This is a genomic window from Symbiopectobacterium purcellii (assembly GCF_019797845.1).
GTDB lineage: Bacteria > Pseudomonadota > Gammaproteobacteria > Enterobacterales > Enterobacteriaceae > Symbiopectobacterium > Symbiopectobacterium purcellii.
Window position 1 is genome coordinate 2170890 of sequence record NZ_CP081864.1, and the last position, 15521, is coordinate 2186410.

A 15521-nucleotide genomic window follows, 5' to 3' on the forward strand; every position below is an offset into this window, starting at 1 on the left:
GAACCAATGCTGAGTTTTGCTGGGTTACGCCATCCATTTCATTGACGGCAATGCTGACCTGGCTGATGCCTTTTGCCTGCTCATCTTATCCTTAACCGCACTGGCGCTGCGTTGTGCAACATCGCATAGCCACCGCCTTCCCAGGGTTTTATCTGGTTAACACGCTGTTGTAATGACGCGAGAGAAATATCCGAGGTCACAACGCCCCACAGCTTCCCCTGTGACACAATGGGCGCTGCTACAGAAGTCAACAGCGTTGGAACACCGTTGTAGGCATAGGAATAGGGTTCAATCAGCGTATCTTTTTGACTCTTTTGCGGCAACAGGTAGTAATCGCCCTGTCCCGGTGTCGCATAAGATAACAGCGGGTGCATGTTAAATGCTCCGGCCTGATCGCGATCGACAAACCAGGCATAGCGACCGTTTGGTGCCTGACCAGGCTGTACGGCAAACTCCGCATCCCGCCCGTCGAACGCGTCTGAGTAGTCACTGCATGCCTTTTTCCGGTAAGCTGGTGCCATCTCTGACATTCCGCCATGACCCGCTGTGGATCATGACGAGTTTGCACTAATGGAATCAGACGTGAGGACTACCATGATTATTTTTGTTACTGGCGCAACAGCGGGTTTCGGTACGGCGATTACGCGTAAATTTATTCAGGCGGGTCACCGCGTTATTGCCAATGGTCGACGTCAGGATCGTTTGGATGCGCTGAAGGCGGAACTGGGGGCATCGGTATACACCGTGACGTTTGACGTGCGCGATCGTCAATCGGTTGAAAGTGCGATTGCTGCCCTGCCCGCCGACTGGCGCGACGTTGACGTACTGGTTAACAACGCAGGGTTGGCGCTTGGGTTAGAGCCTGCTTATAACACCCAGTTGGATGATTGGGAAACGATGATCGATACCAATAACAAAGGGCTGGTTTATATGACTCGTGCCGTATTGCCAGAAATGGTGAAGCGCAATCAGGGGCATGTGATCAATATTGGCTCTACCGCAGGCAACTGGCCCTATGCTGGCGGGAACGTTTATGGTGCTACCAAGGCGTTTGTTCGTCAGTTTAGCCTGGGCCTGCGCGCTGACCTGTTCGGTACTCAGGTACGCGTTACCAATATCGAGCCGGGGCTGGTTGGCGGCACCGAATTCTCATCGATCAGATTCAAAGGCAATGAGGACAAGGTTTCCAAAACTTACGACAACACCCAACCGCTAACCGCTGAGGACGTTGCTGAAGCGGTGTTCTGGGTGGCAACGCTGCCCGCACACGTCAATATCAATACCTTGGAGATGATGCCGGTGAGTCAATCCTATGCGGGGTTGAGCGTACACCGCTACGCATAAAACTTATCTCTCCTGCCGGTGTCCTACCATGCGCGTGGTGTTATAGAGTTATTGCAGACAAGAATGCTATAGTGTTTCTGTTGCGATGCTGATACCCGCGCAATCAGCGCGTTTGTGGAAACATCGCGGGTCATCACCCTTTAGTTCGTCAGGATGAAACATGAACCATCAAACCCTCAAATTACTGCGACGTGCACTGTTCCCCCTGTCGCTGGTCGTTTTGGCCGGTGCATGGCAGACTACTGCTCTCGCAGATACTCGCCACATCATTGTGGAATCAGGCGATAGCGCGCTCTCCAAAGAAGCGGCGCGCCAAAGCAAAGAGCAATGGGATAGCACCCGTTCACTGCGTAACAAAGTGAATAACCGCAGAGAGAAAGAATTCGACAAGTTCGATAAATCCATTGATTTACAAGAGAAATGCAACACCAGCAGCAACGTTAATGCCTATTGGGAAGCCAATAGCGACCGTTGCCTGGATCGCCGCACGGGTCGTGCGATAGCGCCTTGATATTATCTATTGCGTTTATGCCTGGCTTCAACGCCAGGCATGTTGTTCTGACGGAATCATAGACCGGATATCCCGTTCATGTTCACCGCATTATGTGGTTCTGTTTCCAGATTTTCCTCTGTTTTTATACTTTCCATTTCCGTTGCTTCAGGTTCGGGATTTTTTCTGTTCTGGTTATGGGCATAAGCAAATCCGAGATAAGTCGCGCCGATTTGCGCCTCTAATGCCTGAATTTGTTGGCTCAGTGGCGGCTGTGAAATGTTGAGTTTCTCTGCTGCCCGGCCAAAATGCAGTTCTTCAGCGACAGCAAGAAAATAGCGTAGATGGCGCAGTTCGATGTTGATGGCAAGCCTCCTCGTTCAGAGAGTAGAGATCCACAAGTAATATTTTAAAAATATCAATTGGTATTATTAATATATTATACAAAACATTTTTACCCTTCTATGATCCTTAACGCGTCATACACTGCATCGCACGCAGAATGCCGCATAAATTTGCTACTTTCCCCCTGTTGCCAAGGAATAGTTTTGAGTACGTCACTTTCTTCAGTATCTGATTCGGTCACCGTGCCAGATGACGATCGACGCGAAGAACCTCTGAATCGTAAAATCCCCGTCGCGCCCAAATCACCGTATATCACCCGTGGCACGCCTGCATTTATTCGCGTTACGCTGGCACTGTTTTCCGCCGGGCTTGCGACCTTTGCCTTGCTGTATTGCGTACAACCGATTTTACCCGTGCTGTCGCAGGATTTTGGTATTTCACCAGCAACCAGTAGCCTGTCATTATCGATTGCTACGATGATGCTTGCGGTCGGGTTATTGTTTACCGGTCCACTTTCCGACACGCTGGGTCGCAAAAATGTAATGGTGATCTCGCTGCTGTTGGCCGCATTTTGCACGCTTATTTGCGCCTTTATGACCAGTTGGCACGGTGTGTTGTTAATGCGTGCGCTGATTGGGCTCTCATTAAGCGGCGTGGCGGCGGTGGCCATGAGCTACCTAAGCGAAGAGATTCATCCCAGTTTCCTGGCCTTCTCCATGGGGTTGTACATCAGCGGGAACTCTATCGGTGGCATGAGTGGTCGTTTGGTCACTGGGGGTTCTTACCGATTATTTCCCCTGGCGCGTGGCCATCGGGGTTATGGGCGTTCTCGCACTGTTTGCGGCGTTGATGTTCTGGCGTATTTTGCCGGATTCGCGCCATTTTCGCCCCGGCTCACTGCGGCCCAAATCATTGCTGATTAACACCAAGATTCACTGGCATGACGCCGGGTTGCCCTGGCTTTTCCTTCAGGGATTTTTACTGATGGGGGCCTTTGTTACCCTGTTCAACTACATTGGCTACCGGCTACTGGCACCACCCTACACCCTGAATCAGGCCATTGTTGGCTTGCTCTCGGTGGTGTATCTCACCGGCAGCATCAGTTCACCGCGCGCTGGCGCAATGACAGCACGCTATGGGCGCGGTGCGGTGATGGCTGGCTCCGTCGGGCTGATGCTTGCGGGGCTATGCCTGACTGCCTTTGGTGCATTGTGGCTTATTTTTATCGGCATGATGCTGTTTACCGCCGGTTTCTTTGCGGCACACGCCGTTGCCAGCGGTTGGATTGGTGTTAGAGCACGCCGTGCGCGCGGCCAAGCCTCCTCTATGTATCTGTTTTGTTACTATCTGGGCTCCAGCCTGGCGGGTACGCTCGGCGGCGTATTCTGGTCACATTATGGCTGGCTGGGCGTGGCGCTGTTTATCGGACTGCTGCTGCTGATTGCGCTCTATGTCAGCCTGTATTTACGACGTAACCTGTAAATCAATTGCGGCAATAGACTTCAGACGGTATGTTCAGCGCCCTTGAACATACCGCCCCACATCACAAAGCAGGATGATGTTTAATAATGGGTTCGCAAGTCACTGGGAAATTAAGTGAATTGGCGATGAAACAGAGTTCATGCGCTTGATGATGTAACGCATATGCACGTTCCAGGTCATCGCCGGGACGCAGCGTAATTTCAGGTTTAAGCACAATCTGCGTGAACGCCCCCTTTTTACCTTCCACCATCGTACCCTCTGCTCTGTCTCGATAATTACAAACCGATATGCCAGCCTCAGCACACAGGTGCAGGTACCAGAGTTTATGGCATGCCGATGCTGAAGCGACAAGCAGATCTTCTGGGTTCCAGCGTGTCGCGTCTCCCAAAAAGGCGGGATCGGATGAGCCGGCAATAGCCCGTTTATTTCCCGACGATATATCATAATCACGGCTGTAGGCTTTATAGGACTCAGTTCCACTTCCCTTGTTGCCAGTCCATTCAATATTGACCTGATAATGGTGTTCACGGTGCGGCATAACGGTTATCTCTGATAGTTTTTAGAAAAAGTACGTTGCAAGACTACGATGCATCCTTAACATGGACACCGTCCAGTAATTTACCGCGTCATTCGTTGAACGCTGGCAGAAGCGAGCCTCTGTAAATCCTCTTTCTCGCTAGTAGGCTATCTTCGATAGCACTGTTGCTGAGCTGGAATAGTCTTGATACATTATAAGTATGTTGTAACTAAAATGATCTGTTCTTAGGGACTATGGACCACTATCAACTGATTGCTGCCCTTCATGAGACTTTTACCTCACTGGAACAGCAGCTTGCAGAATTTCGCCAGCGTTTGGCCTCGCGTCCCCTGCTCAATGCTCGCGTGTTCGCCCTCCCGACCGTCGAAAAAGGGAAAGAGCACGATCCCATCACTCAGATCCCCGTTACGGCGTTGCAAGGTGAGGCGGCCTGTGCGGCGGGTCTGGCACACGTTCAACGTTTGTTTATTCATCATTATGCCGAGACAGTAAGTAGCAAAGCGGCTATTCGCTTACCGGGCGCACTGTGTTTTCTGGTAACGGAGGCTGAATGCGAATATATCCGACACGCCGCCGGATCGATTAACACCTTGAAAGCGACGCTGGAGCAATTGATTACGCGCGAATCCGGTTTGGCAGCCGAGCAACGATTTGAATTCGTGCACGCCCACCTACCCGGCTTGATCACGCTGAGTGCCTATCGCTCACTCACGCTGTTGATAGAACCCGACACCGTGCGCTTTGGCTGGGCAAATAAGCACGTAGTGAATACGCTGACCCGCGAGGCGGTATTAGAAAAACTGGAGAAAAGCCTTCAGGCAACCCGAGGAATTTCACCGACAGAAAAAGCCACTTGGCACGCTCGGGTAACCCAGGAACTTATTGATATCAAAAAACTGCCGCAAGATGCCGTGTTGAAGATTAAACGGCCGGTGAAAGTACAACCTATCGCCCGAGTTTGGTATCAGGACGCGCAGAAACAGGTGCAACACCCCTGCCCGTCACCGTTATTGGTGCTGTGCCGCGATCCGTCACGCATTCCAGTCATTGGTGAGTTGGGAAACTATCTGGCTGACAGCGCTCAACCCAAATTCAGACCGAAAGCGAAAGCGCTGAGATTGCTGATTCCGCGCCTCCACCTCTATCTGGATGAAAGCGCGTAAGGCTCGCCCCTTATCCAATATGCAAGCTACCCACCATATCCTGCGGACGCACCCACTCATCGAACTGCGACTCGGTTAAATAACCGAGTTTAAGCGCGGCGGCTTTGAGCGTTAATCCCTCTTTATGCGCTTTTTTGGCAATCTCTGCGGCTTTATCGTAACCGATGTGGGTGTTTAACGCGGTAACCAACATCAAAGAGTCATTCAGCAACTGTTCAATACGATCGCGGTTAGGCTCAATACCGATAGCGCAGTGCTCATCAAAGCTCTTCATGCCATCTGCCAGCAAACGAACCGATTGCAGGAAATTGTGGATCACCATGGGGCGATAGACATTGAGCTCAAAATTCCCCGACGCCCCCCCTATATTAACCGCCACATCATTACCCATCACCTGGCAACACAGCATGGTCAGCGCTTCACACTGAGTCGGGTTCACTTTCCCTGGCATGATGGAACTGCCAGGCTCATTTTCAGGGATGCTCAACTCCCCGATGCCGCAGCGTGGCCCAGACGCCAGCCAGCGCACATCGTTGGCTATTTTCATCAGTGATGCTGCCAACCCTTTCAACGCTCCGTGCCCATGCACCAGTGCATCACAAGTTGCCAAAGCTTCGAATTTATTGGGGGCGGTAATAAACGGTTGTCCGGTCAATTCGGCCAGCGCGCTAGCAACGCGAACGGCATATTCAGGGTGGGTGTTAAGGCCCGTCCCCACCGCCGTGCCACCGAGAGCCAATTCGCTCAAATGGGGAATGCTGTTCTCAATATGCTTGCGGTTATGTTGCAACATGGCAACCCAACCGGAAATCTCCTGCCCCAAGGTCAACGGCGTGGCATCTTGCAAATGGGTACGCCCGATTTTAACGATATCGCTGAACGCCTCGGCTTTCGCCTGTAACGTAGCCAACAGCGCATCAAGCTCCGGCAACAGATGGGTATTGAGGGCGATAACGGCAGCTACGTGCATTGCCGTAGGAAATACATCGTTCGAACTTTGGCTTTTGTTAACATCATCATTGGGGTGCACTAAACGTGCATTACCGCGTTCTCCCCCCAGTATTTCGCTGGCACGGTTGGCCAGCACTTCGTTCATGTTCATGTTGCTTTGCGTGCCAGAACCGGTCTGCCAAATCGCTAAAGGAAATTCGCTGGGGTGTTTCTTGGCTAATACCTCATCAGCGGCCTCAATGATCGCCGCGCTCTTGTCATCTGGCAGCAGGCCGAGCGTGTTATTGACCTGTGCGGCTGCACGTTTGGTCAACGCCAAGGCGAAAATCAGCGCTTGCGGCATTTTCTCCTCAGAGATACGAAAATGCTCCAAAGAGCGCTGGGTTTGAGCCCCCCACAGCTTATTGGCGGGAACATCAATCGGGCCCATGGAATCTTTTTCGATACGAGTCGTCATTGGTTTTTTCTCCTAACATTCCTAAAAAGGACGGGGATCATGGCCTTGTCTGGCATCGTGATTGAGAAAACATTAACATGCACATCAAGCGCCATCGTCTGCAAGCTAAGGCAGTGTATTCATATTCACCGCCTTTATTAACCTCTATAGTCACATATATTAACAAATTACATAACAATCGAGTGTGAATATGCAAAAAATGCGCAATAGCATCCAGTACTATGCCTGGGGAAGTACAACAGCATTAACAGAACTCTACGGCATTGAGAATAAAGACAATCGACCAATGGCAGAGCTTTGGATGGGGGCGCATCCCAAAAGCAGTTCGTGGGTGCTGAATGAACAGGGTGAGGAACAGCGTTTACGTGACGTCATCAGCGATGCGCCCGTGGAGACATTGGGAGCGTCTATCGCGACACAGTTTGGTGAACTGCCTTTTCTGTTTAAAGTGCTCTGCGCGGCACAGCCGCTCTCCATTCAGGTTCACCCCAGCAAATCCGCCGCAGAGCAAGGTTTTGCCAAAGAGAACAGGCTCGCGATCCCGCTCGATGCGCCACATCGCAACTACAAGGATGCCAACCACAAGCCAGAGCTGGTGTTTGCCTTAACGCCCTTTCAAGCGATGAACGGTTTTCGAGAGCACGACGATATTGTGGCGCTATTGCAGCCCGTTGCCAGCGCACATCCGTCCATTGCCGCCTATTTGCAGCAGCCCGATGACAAAAACCTGTCGATGCTGTTTGCCAATTTATTAAGTATGCGCGCAGAGATCAAAGATCGCGCTCTGGCGGTGTTAAAAGCCGCGCTCACCTCACAACAGGGTGAACCCTGGGCGACGCTGCGCAACATCATTCAGGAATACCCTAATGACAGCGGGCTGTTTTCCCCGTTGTTGCTCAACGTCATCACTCTGCAACCGGGACAAGCGATGTTTCTTTATGCGGAAACCCCGCATGCTTATCTGCACGGCGTGGCGCTCGAGGTAATGGCAAATTCGGATAACGTACTGCGGGCTGGACTCACCCCTAAATACATCGATATTCCAGAGCTGCTGGCGAACGTAAAATTCATCCCTAAACCGGCGAATCAGTTGTTAACTCAGCCGATTGAAGACGGTGCAACCTGCTATTTTCCCGTACCGGTCGCCGATTTTGCCTTTTCCCTGCATCATCTGAAGGGTCAGCCACAAACGCTGAACCAACAGAGTGCTGCCGTTGTCTTTTGTATCGATGGAAAAGCCACGTTGATGAAAAATGGTCAGCAGCTTACGCTTTGTCCCGGCGAATCCTGTTTTTTGCGTGCGTCAGAGTCTCCCGTCAGCGTAGAGGGAAGTGGACGACTGGCACGCGTGTATAATGGTTAGAAACTTTCTCCCTTTAGGGATGCTTACTTAGAAAAGGAATCACACTATGAAGAAGTCTCTGATTGCCGTCGGAGTTATCGTCGCGCTGGGCGCCGTGTGGACAGGTGCGTCATGGTATACGGGCAAGCAATTGGCACAAAACATCGATACGGTCACCGCTGAATTTAACAAGCAGTTGCAGGAAGCCTATCCGAATTCAGGGTTCAAGCTGGTGTATCGTGATTACCAAGGGGGCGTGTTTAGCAGTACGTTTTCTCTGGTGTTACAGCCTGACGGTTCTGCATCAGAAACGCGTCCGTTAGCTCCCAAAAATGAAATAGTGCTCAACGAAACCGTTTCACACGGTCCACTCCCGCTCGCCCTGCTGAAAAAATTGAATTTACGTCCCAGCATGGCGCATATCCACAGTGAATTGGCTAATACCGAAGCGACCAAAGAACTGTTTGATGTGCTTCAGAATCAGCCGTTCCGGAGCGCAGAAACACGTGTGGCATTCAATGGTGATACGTCATCTGTTATCTCTCTGCGCCCACTCGATATTGACAGTGAAGGCACCAAATTTGCCTTCAGCGGCACTGATATTGCGTTAGACCTTGCTCACGATCTACGTAGCAGCCGAATTTCAGGCTCGGTTTCTCACTTTTTATCAGAAACCACCAACTACGAAGGCGGCAAAGAGACTATCGTTCTCGAAGGCCTTGGGTTGGAAGCGAACAATCACCGCGGCAAGTTTAATCTGGATCTTGGCGATGGTAGCGTCACTCTGAAATCAATGAAGGTGACACCACCAACAAGTGACCCTGTCACGCTGAACAACTTCGTGATCAAAAGCACCATGAGCGAAGACGACAAAAACATCGCTGGCGCGATAACAGTGTCATTAGACGCACTGCTGCTCAAAGAACGCGACTTGGGTAGCATGAAGTTTGCCTTCAACTTTAACCAACTCGATGGCGAAGCGACACAACAGTTCGCCAAAACCTATAAGGCCTTGAGTGCGTCATTCCTGGAGTCGCCGTCCGCCATGGACCCACTGCGTTTCCAGTATGAGCTTGGGCAATCGTTACGCAAGGCCCTGCCTGGCTTGCTGAAAGGCAACCCTAACTTTACCATCGCCCCCTTGAGTTGGAAAAATGCCAAAGGTGAAAGCACTCTCAACGCCTCACTTAATTTGACAAATCCGGCGCAATCCACAGCGTTAACGCCGCCGGCACAAAGTGATGAAGAAGGCGTTATCCGTCGCGCGGTTAAACAACTGGATGTGACGTTGAACGCACCAATGTCCATGCTGGCTGAAGGCATTGTTCAGGCCGGAGGACAAGCACAATCAGAGCAAGAGCATCAGCAACTGATTACCAGTGCGCAAGAGCAAGTGAAAATGCTGGCTGGCGTAGGCGAAATGAACCAAATTACCGTCACCAAAGATGATGCTATCACCAGTTCGCTGCACTATGCGGACAACCAGGTGGAGTTCAACGGACGCAAAATCTCACTGGCAGAGTTTATTGCCCCCTTTATCGATATCCCTACCGATGAAGGTGACGAAGGCGATGATGCCGAGCCGGAAACACAAGACACACCGGCAGTCGTGCCCCCGCAAGCGCAGTAATGCCTATACCGCCTGCGCATTCTGGCAGGCGGTCCCCCTAGCGTTCACTGAGTAAATGGTCATACCGTTGGATAAACACACACTCGAGTCGCGCCAGAGCGTACTTTATTTTGCTGCAATGGCACTGGCCTGGCTGGCAGCACAGGTTTTTTCTGAAACGGATGGCTGGCTAAGTCTGATCAACCCGGCGTTAGCCATCATGCTGTTCGTGACCTTTATGCAGGTGCCACTGGCAACCTTGCTTGATGGGTTGCGTAATCTGCGTTTTATTGGCGCGCTGATGGCCGCCAACTTCATCGGTGTCCCGCTATTACTGTTGCTTATCCGCCCGTGGTTGCCGGACGTTCCTCTGGTGCAATTTGGCATTCTGCTGGTGCTGTTGGCACCCTGTATCGATTATGTCGTGACCTTCTGCCACCTCGGGCGCGGTGATGCTGCCCGTTTACTCGCCTGCACCCCATTGCTGCTGGCGATACAACTGCTGTTGTTACCGCTTTATCTGGCGCTGTTTCTGGATGACTCGGCCGCAGCGTTAATCTCGCCAACCCCGTTTGCGCAAGCCTTTATCTGGCTGATCCTGGTGCCGCTTATCGGCGCAGGCATATTACAAAAAGTCCAATCGCGCTTTTTTATTGCCCAACGGATCGTCACGGGCGCAAGTTGGCTGCCGGTGCCCGCAACGGCCGTGGTGATCTTTTTAGTGGTGGCGTCTGTCGTGCCGCAGTTGGAACTGGCGATCGGGCCGGTGCATCAGGCACTGCCGTTTTACCTGCTGTTTGCCGTAGCCGCGCCTTGTATTGGGACATTGACGGCACGCCTGTTTGGCTTGAACACCGCAAGCCGTCGTGCCGTGGCATTTAGCTGCGCTACACGCAATTCGTTAGTGATCCTGCCACTGGCCTTATCGATCCCTGGAGCCATGCCAGTACTGCCAGCGATCCTGGTGGCACAAACCATGATCGAACTGATCGCGGAATCCTGTTATGTGCGCGTAATTCCTCGTCTGGTGCGTGCCACAGGCAGAAAGCGCCCATTACCGTAATCGGCAATGGTATTCCATGTCTTATTGTTTATACTAAACAGTACCTTAATAATTTAACGGCTCAACGCACCTTGGTGCGCGGAGCGAAAGAAGCCATTATGATCGATCCCTCAATCCCGTTGACAGATATCCACCGCCACCTTGATGGCAACATTAGCGCACAAACGATCCTCGATTTAGCACACCAGTTTAACGTCACCCTCCCCGCGCAGACGCTTGAAACACTGATCCCGCACGTACAGGTCATCGACAAAGCGGCTAATTTACTTGGCTTTCTGCAAAAACTGGATTGGGGTGTAGCCGTGCTCGGTTCTCTCGATGCCTGCCGACGCGTTGCTTATGAAAACGTGGAAGATGCGGTGCGCGCCGGTCTGGATTACACCGAGTTGCGGTTCTCCCCCTACTACATGGCACAGCGCCATGCACTTCCGCTGCAAGGCGTGGTCGAAGCGGTTATTGATGGCATACAAGCGGGCTGCCGCGATTACGATACCGATATCCAACTGATTGGTATCATGAGCCGCACCTTTGGGTCAGAGGCGTGCCAGCAAGAGTTGAACGCCCTGCAAGCTTGCCGAGACAATATCGTAGCACTCGATTTGGCTGGCGATGAACTGGGCTTCCCGGGCAGTCTGTTTACTTCGCACTTTCGTCAGGCGCGTGATAACGGTTGGCATATTACCGTTCATGCCGGTGAAGCGGCGGATGCTGAAAGTATCTGGCAGGCGATTCGTCAATTAGGGGCAGAGCGCATCGGTCACGGCGTAGCCGCCATTGTGGATAAAATGCTAATGACACACATGGCGCAGCAACAGATCGCCATTGAATCCTGCCTGACGTCAAATATTCAAACCAGTACTGTCATGTCGTTAGCGGAACATCCTCTGCCCCACTTTCTGCGTCACGGTATCCCCGCGACCATCAATACTGACGATCCGGCGGTACAAGGGATAGAAATAGCACACGAATATCACACTGCCGCCCCGCAGGCTGGCCTGACCACCGATGAAATTCGTCAGGCGCAGAGCAATGGATTGGCAGTCGCGTTTCTTTCCGATCAGGACAAACAACGTATTCGTGAAAAAGTTCACCGCAAGCGCGCTCGCGTATAAGCTCAGGCACACCGGGGCGACAGTTCGCCCCTACAGGGTTATTACACGATTAATCCAGCGTAACCGGCTTAACAGACAGCAAATCAGGTATGACAGCGCAAAGGTCAACGCGCCATAGAGCACAATAAAACCATAGACGGACAAAAAGCTGAACATCAGGTATAACCGGTCATAAAGCGCGGTGTTGTTAATTTCTATGACGAAGATATTGTGCACCAGATAAATCCCCAACGTTTTACCACCAACCCGACCGATCATCCCTTCAAGCCAGGCAAAACGGGTATGTAACATTAAATAAAACAGGCAAACGGCTGAGACTTGCAGTGGCAGGTTATAGAATTTACCGTAGAAAAAAACGATCCCCCAATGCTGGGTTAGCAGGGTCAACACACAGAAACTAAGTAATGCCAGCGCAATTCCCGGTAAATAGTGGCGTGCCGATAACGAGGTAGGTTGATACACCAGGCCAAAATAACCACCAATAAGAAAACTGACCAGACCAAATACCTGGCGGGACATTAACAATGCCGGATGAATAAACGGGGGAATACCGAACAGGCTATTCATGATTTTCTCTACCAGCGTCAAATTAGCTAATAGAAAGAGCGCAGCGATAACGTACATTAGCATCTGCCGGTTGGCATTAACAAACACCGGACGCAGCAAGGGCACGATAAAATAGAGACCAATAATCGAGAATAAAAACCACAGGTGGATGGCCTCACTCGCAGTGCGATCGGTGTTGAGGTACGCCCAGAAATCGTAATGCGGTGCACCGAGCACGCGCGTCAACACAACAGTGTCATACAAATAATAAAAAAAGAGCCAGAAAACCAGTGCGATCGTGATGGCTTTGGATTTAGTCATCACATAACGAAATTGATCCTCATGGCGATTATTCAATAAAAAATAGCCACTCGCCATATAAAACATCGCCACCCCAAATTGTCCGGTCTGACGAATAAACAATACGCCAAAATCCTGAGGATCCCGATTCATAAAATAGAGCGAGACATGTGAAACAATAACCAAAAAAATCGCAACAATTTTCATCAAATCGAGACTATAGATTCGCATACCTCGCCCTTATGACCAAGATAACATTCGAAATAACTCACGTTTGAGAAGTATTGGTTATTTTTACAATGATATAATGCAGAAAACGATTCTGGCCAAAGAAGCGAGTTAAGGCCGGACGGTTATCCGGCCAGAGAATAAGACTAAACAGTTTGAACTATTAGGCCGGTTTCACCGGTTGCGTCTTGGCCTTTTTATTAGCATAACGCTGTGCCAAGGCGGCGCACACCATTAATTGAATCTGATGAAATATCATTAACGGCAACACCATTGCGCCAACGGCAGCCGCGGGAAACAGCACATTAGCCATAGGAATACCGTTCGCCAGACTCTTTTTGGAACCGCAAAACACGATGGTGATCTCATCTGCAGTATTGAAGCCCAATTTACGCGCCGCCAAGGTATTAACCAACAGCACAATCGCCAGCAGCACAATCGAACAGACGACCACTGCCAGCAGCGACCAGCCGTTAATTTGTGTCCAAATCCCCTGCACTACGGCTTCACTGAAGGCCACATAGACCACCAAAAGAATCGATGACCGGTCAGTAATATTAATCAATTTGCGATGGCGTTCAACCCAGCCCGCAATCAGTGGACGAGAAAGATGCCCTAACACAAACGGCACCATCAGTTGCAGGATAATCGAGCCAATCGCGTGCAGCGTATCCGTTTCCCCGCCCTGGGTGTGCATCAACAAACCGACAAGAATGGGAGATAAAAACACGCCAAGAATGCTGGACGCTGACGCGCTGCAAATAGCAGCCGCCACGTTGCCTCCCGCCATTGAGGTATAGGCAATCGCTGATTGCACCGTAGCAGGCAGTGCACACAGGTAGAGAAACCCAAGATAGAGTGTCGGCGTCAACACGGTAGGCACCAATGCATTCATCCCCATACCCAATAGCGGAAAGAGCAAAAAGGTGCTGGCGAACACCACCAAATGCAAACGCCAGTGCCCCATGCCTGCGGTAATGGCTTCACGTGAGAGTTTTGCGCCGTGCATAAAAAACAGCAGCGCGATAGCTGCCGTGGTCAGGTATTCAAAAAACGTTTTCACGTTACCTTCGCACGGAAAAACCGATGCCGTAAGCACCACCACAATCAATACCAGTAAAAATTTATCAATACGAAGGCGTTGTAACCATGACAAGGGAGAGAATGAAGCCATTACAGGAACCTGCTGTTTTAAAAAAAGCTGTTTTTGAAAAAAATAAAGGCAATCTTACGATCGCCTTTATCAACAAAACACCAACAAGATCAAAACTAACCTTGCATCATAAGGAGATGAAATGGTAAGGCATGATGCTATCCGATTTCGGGATCATTGGTTTTTGACCATCACCGCACGGCGTTCCTGATGAGAGAGCAGACCAATCTCAATCAACTCCATCACCTGTATCGCCTGCTCAGCGGGCAGCGGGTTTTCACCCTTGCCTTGCAGCGCATCACGCACTGCAGCGTAATAGGCAGGATAGTTACCAGGCAACGTCGTTACCGTCTGCTCAGCCATCACCCCATCCTGATGCAGCGTTAGCACACCATGACGCGAATCCTGCCCCCAATCTGTCTGCGGCAGACGCACGCCGGTTTTCAAACGATCTTCTTGCGGATCAAGGCCATATTTAATGAAGCTGCCTTTGGTTCCGTGCACTGTATAACGCGCAGACTCGGCGGCCACCAGCATACTGGCATGCAACACCACACGGCGCTGTGGATAAATCAAGGTGGCATGGAAATAATCCGTCGCTTTGCCGCCAGGGCGCAGTTGTGCCAAATCCACATTGATAGCCACTGGTAACCCAAACAGTTGCAGCGCTTGATCCAACAGATGCGGACCTAAGTCATACCAGATTCCGCTTCCTACACTGCCATCTTCACGCCAGCGCTGACGCACTTCAGGGCGGAAACGATCAAAATGGGACTCAAGATAAACGACTTCGCCCAATACACCGGTATCAACTAACTGTTTTAGCGTGAGAAAATCGCTGTCCCAGCGACGATTGTGGAACACAGACAACAGCTTTCCGCTGTGGGCCGCCACCTGCGCCAGCTCTTTTGCTTGTGACAATGTCACGGTGAAAGGTTTATCAACCACCACGTGTTTCCCCGCTAACAGCGCCTGTTTGGCCAAAGGGAAATGGGTTGCATTCGGGGTTGGAATAACAACAAGATCAATATCGGCACGGCTGAACAGCGCCTGCGGCGCGTCAACCACGATGACGTCAGCCCAATCCGCATGCACTTTCTGCGCATCACTGCTCGACACGGCAACCAGTTCCATACCCGGCACCGCAGTGATCAACGGCGCATGAAACGTCTTGCTGGCATAGCCATACCCTACCAGCCCGACGCGAATGGTATCACTCATGAATGTCCCCTCGGTAGTATTGTCCTTGTCATCAAGGCATTAGCATGAGTATAGCATCAACAAAGGCAGCCCTGTATGCGCTTTAATGACCGACAAGAGTGAAAATATAAGAAAAGAATACTGCCTAAGCCATGTATAAAAATTTGGGTTACGCTTATTTACCCTAGAATTACCCCT

The 15521-nt window shown here is 51.1% G+C and carries 13 protein-coding genes and 3 pseudogenes; 9 read left to right on the forward strand and 7 right to left on the reverse strand.

Annotation, left to right across the window (positions count from 1 at the left end; all coding sequences use genetic code 11):
* Positions 1–104: 104 nt before the first annotated feature.
* Positions 105–479: pseudogene (locus tag K6K13_RS10010) on the reverse strand (cache domain-containing protein); the annotation flags it as partial.
* 115 nt (positions 480–594) lie between these two features.
* On the opposite strand from K6K13_RS10010, the gene ydfG reads away from it, so the two are divergent.
* On the forward strand, positions 595–1344 hold the full coding sequence (gene ydfG, locus K6K13_RS10015) for a bifunctional NADP-dependent 3-hydroxy acid dehydrogenase/3-hydroxypropionate dehydrogenase YdfG (RefSeq protein WP_222160655.1): 750 nt from the start codon (positions 595–597) through the stop codon (positions 1342–1344).
* 160 nt (positions 1345–1504) lie between these two features.
* The gene (locus K6K13_RS10020; protein ID WP_222160656.1) at positions 1505–1855 is read left to right on the forward strand and encodes a DUF1283 family protein; all 351 of its coding nucleotides are present in this window, start codon (positions 1505–1507) and stop codon (positions 1853–1855) included.
* A 194-nt stretch (positions 1856–2049) separates the two neighbouring features.
* Here the strand turns inward: K6K13_RS10020 and K6K13_RS10025 are convergent.
* Positions 2050–2199 (reverse strand): annotated as a pseudogene (locus K6K13_RS10025) (LysR family transcriptional regulator); the annotation flags it as partial.
* 222 nt (positions 2200–2421) lie between these two features.
* Between K6K13_RS10025 and K6K13_RS10030 the strand changes: the two are divergent.
* Positions 2422–3661 (forward strand): annotated as a pseudogene (locus K6K13_RS10030) (MFS transporter).
* 61 nt (positions 3662–3722) lie between these two features.
* Here the strand turns inward: K6K13_RS10030 and K6K13_RS10035 are convergent.
* Complete coding sequence (locus K6K13_RS10035) at positions 3723–4199, reverse strand: OsmC family protein (protein WP_222160657.1); 477 nt, start codon at positions 4197–4199, stop codon at positions 3723–3725.
* A 233-nt stretch (positions 4200–4432) separates the two neighbouring features.
* Between K6K13_RS10035 and tus the strand changes: the two genes are divergently transcribed.
* Positions 4433–5362: a DNA replication terminus site-binding protein gene (tus, locus tag K6K13_RS10040; protein ID WP_222160658.1), complete on the forward strand. Its 930-nt coding sequence runs from the start codon at positions 4433–4435 to the stop codon at positions 5360–5362.
* Between the two features lie 10 nt (positions 5363–5372).
* Here tus and fumC read toward each other — a convergent pair whose 3' ends face one another.
* The gene (gene fumC, locus K6K13_RS10045; protein WP_222160659.1) at positions 5373–6770 is read right to left on the reverse strand and encodes a class II fumarate hydratase; all 1398 of its coding nucleotides are present in this window, start codon (positions 6768–6770) and stop codon (positions 5373–5375) included.
* A 190-nt stretch (positions 6771–6960) separates the two neighbouring features.
* Here fumC and manA point away from each other — a divergent pair, with 190 nt between their 5' ends.
* The 4 genes from manA (at position 6961) to add (ending at position 11896) form a co-directional block, all read left to right on the forward strand.
* Complete coding sequence (manA, locus tag K6K13_RS10050) at positions 6961–8133, forward strand: mannose-6-phosphate isomerase (RefSeq protein WP_222160660.1); 1173 nt, start codon at positions 6961–6963, stop codon at positions 8131–8133.
* A gap of 46 nt (positions 8134–8179) precedes the next feature.
* Positions 8180–9742, forward strand: coding sequence for a YdgA family protein (locus K6K13_RS10055; protein WP_222160661.1), 1563 nt, complete (start codon positions 8180–8182; stop codon positions 9740–9742).
* 55 nt (positions 9743–9797) lie between these two features.
* Positions 9798–10784 (forward strand): arsenic resistance protein, encoded by a 987-nt coding sequence (locus tag K6K13_RS10060; protein ID WP_222160662.1) that lies wholly within the window; start codon positions 9798–9800, stop codon positions 10782–10784.
* A gap of 98 nt (positions 10785–10882) precedes the next feature.
* On the forward strand, positions 10883–11896 hold the full coding sequence (gene add, locus K6K13_RS10065; protein WP_222160663.1) for an adenosine deaminase: 1014 nt from the start codon (positions 10883–10885) through the stop codon (positions 11894–11896).
* A gap of 30 nt (positions 11897–11926) precedes the next feature.
* Here add and K6K13_RS10070 read toward each other — a convergent pair whose 3' ends face one another.
* Both K6K13_RS10070 and K6K13_RS10075 read right to left on the reverse strand, forming a co-directional pair.
* Complete coding sequence (locus K6K13_RS10070; RefSeq protein WP_222160664.1) at positions 11927–12973, reverse strand: acyltransferase; 1047 nt, start codon at positions 12971–12973, stop codon at positions 11927–11929.
* Between the two features lie 160 nt (positions 12974–13133).
* Positions 13134–14126, reverse strand: a complete 993-nt coding sequence (locus tag K6K13_RS10075; protein WP_222161037.1) for a bile acid:sodium symporter family protein — start codon at positions 14124–14126, stop codon at positions 13134–13136.
* Positions 14127–14134: 8 nt separating this feature from the next.
* Here K6K13_RS10075 and K6K13_RS10080 point away from each other — a divergent pair, with 8 nt between their 5' ends.
* On the forward strand, positions 14135–14272 hold the full coding sequence (locus tag K6K13_RS10080) for a hypothetical protein (RefSeq protein ID WP_222160665.1): 138 nt from the start codon (positions 14135–14137) through the stop codon (positions 14270–14272).
* A 25-nt stretch (positions 14273–14297) separates the two neighbouring features.
* Here the strand turns inward: K6K13_RS10080 and K6K13_RS10085 are convergent, their stop codons facing one another.
* Complete coding sequence (locus tag K6K13_RS10085; RefSeq protein ID WP_222160666.1) at positions 14298–15344, reverse strand: oxidoreductase; 1047 nt, start codon at positions 15342–15344, stop codon at positions 14298–14300.
* Positions 15345–15521: the final 177 nt, after the last annotated feature.

Bases quoted from the DNA above. Each gene is read 5' to 3' on its own strand.
- ydfG (WP_222160655.1), top strand. From the start codon at position 595: ATGATTATTTTTGTTACTGGCGCAACAGCGGGTTTCGGTACGGCGATT.
- K6K13_RS10020 (WP_222160656.1), top strand. From the start codon at position 1,505: ATGAACCATCAAACCCTCAAATTACTGCGACGTGCACTGTTCCCCCTG.
- K6K13_RS10035 (WP_222160657.1), bottom strand. From the start codon at position 4,199: ATGCCGCACCGTGAACACCATTATCAGGTCAATATTGAATGGACTGGC.
- tus (WP_222160658.1), top strand. From the start codon at position 4,433: ATGGACCACTATCAACTGATTGCTGCCCTTCATGAGACTTTTACCTCA.
- fumC (WP_222160659.1), bottom strand. From the start codon at position 6,770: ATGACGACTCGTATCGAAAAAGATTCCATGGGCCCGATTGATGTTCCC.
- manA (WP_222160660.1), top strand. From the start codon at position 6,961: ATGCAAAAAATGCGCAATAGCATCCAGTACTATGCCTGGGGAAGTACA.
- K6K13_RS10055 (WP_222160661.1), top strand. From the start codon at position 8,180: ATGAAGAAGTCTCTGATTGCCGTCGGAGTTATCGTCGCGCTGGGCGCC.
- K6K13_RS10060 (WP_222160662.1), top strand. From the start codon at position 9,798: ATGGTCATACCGTTGGATAAACACACACTCGAGTCGCGCCAGAGCGTA.
- add (WP_222160663.1), top strand. From the start codon at position 10,883: ATGATCGATCCCTCAATCCCGTTGACAGATATCCACCGCCACCTTGAT.
- K6K13_RS10070 (WP_222160664.1), bottom strand. From the start codon at position 12,973: ATGCGAATCTATAGTCTCGATTTGATGAAAATTGTTGCGATTTTTTTG.
- K6K13_RS10080 (WP_222160665.1), top strand. From the start codon at position 14,135: ATGAAGCCATTACAGGAACCTGCTGTTTTAAAAAAAGCTGTTTTTGAA.
- K6K13_RS10085 (WP_222160666.1), bottom strand. From the start codon at position 15,344: ATGAGTGATACCATTCGCGTCGGGCTGGTAGGGTATGGCTATGCCAGC.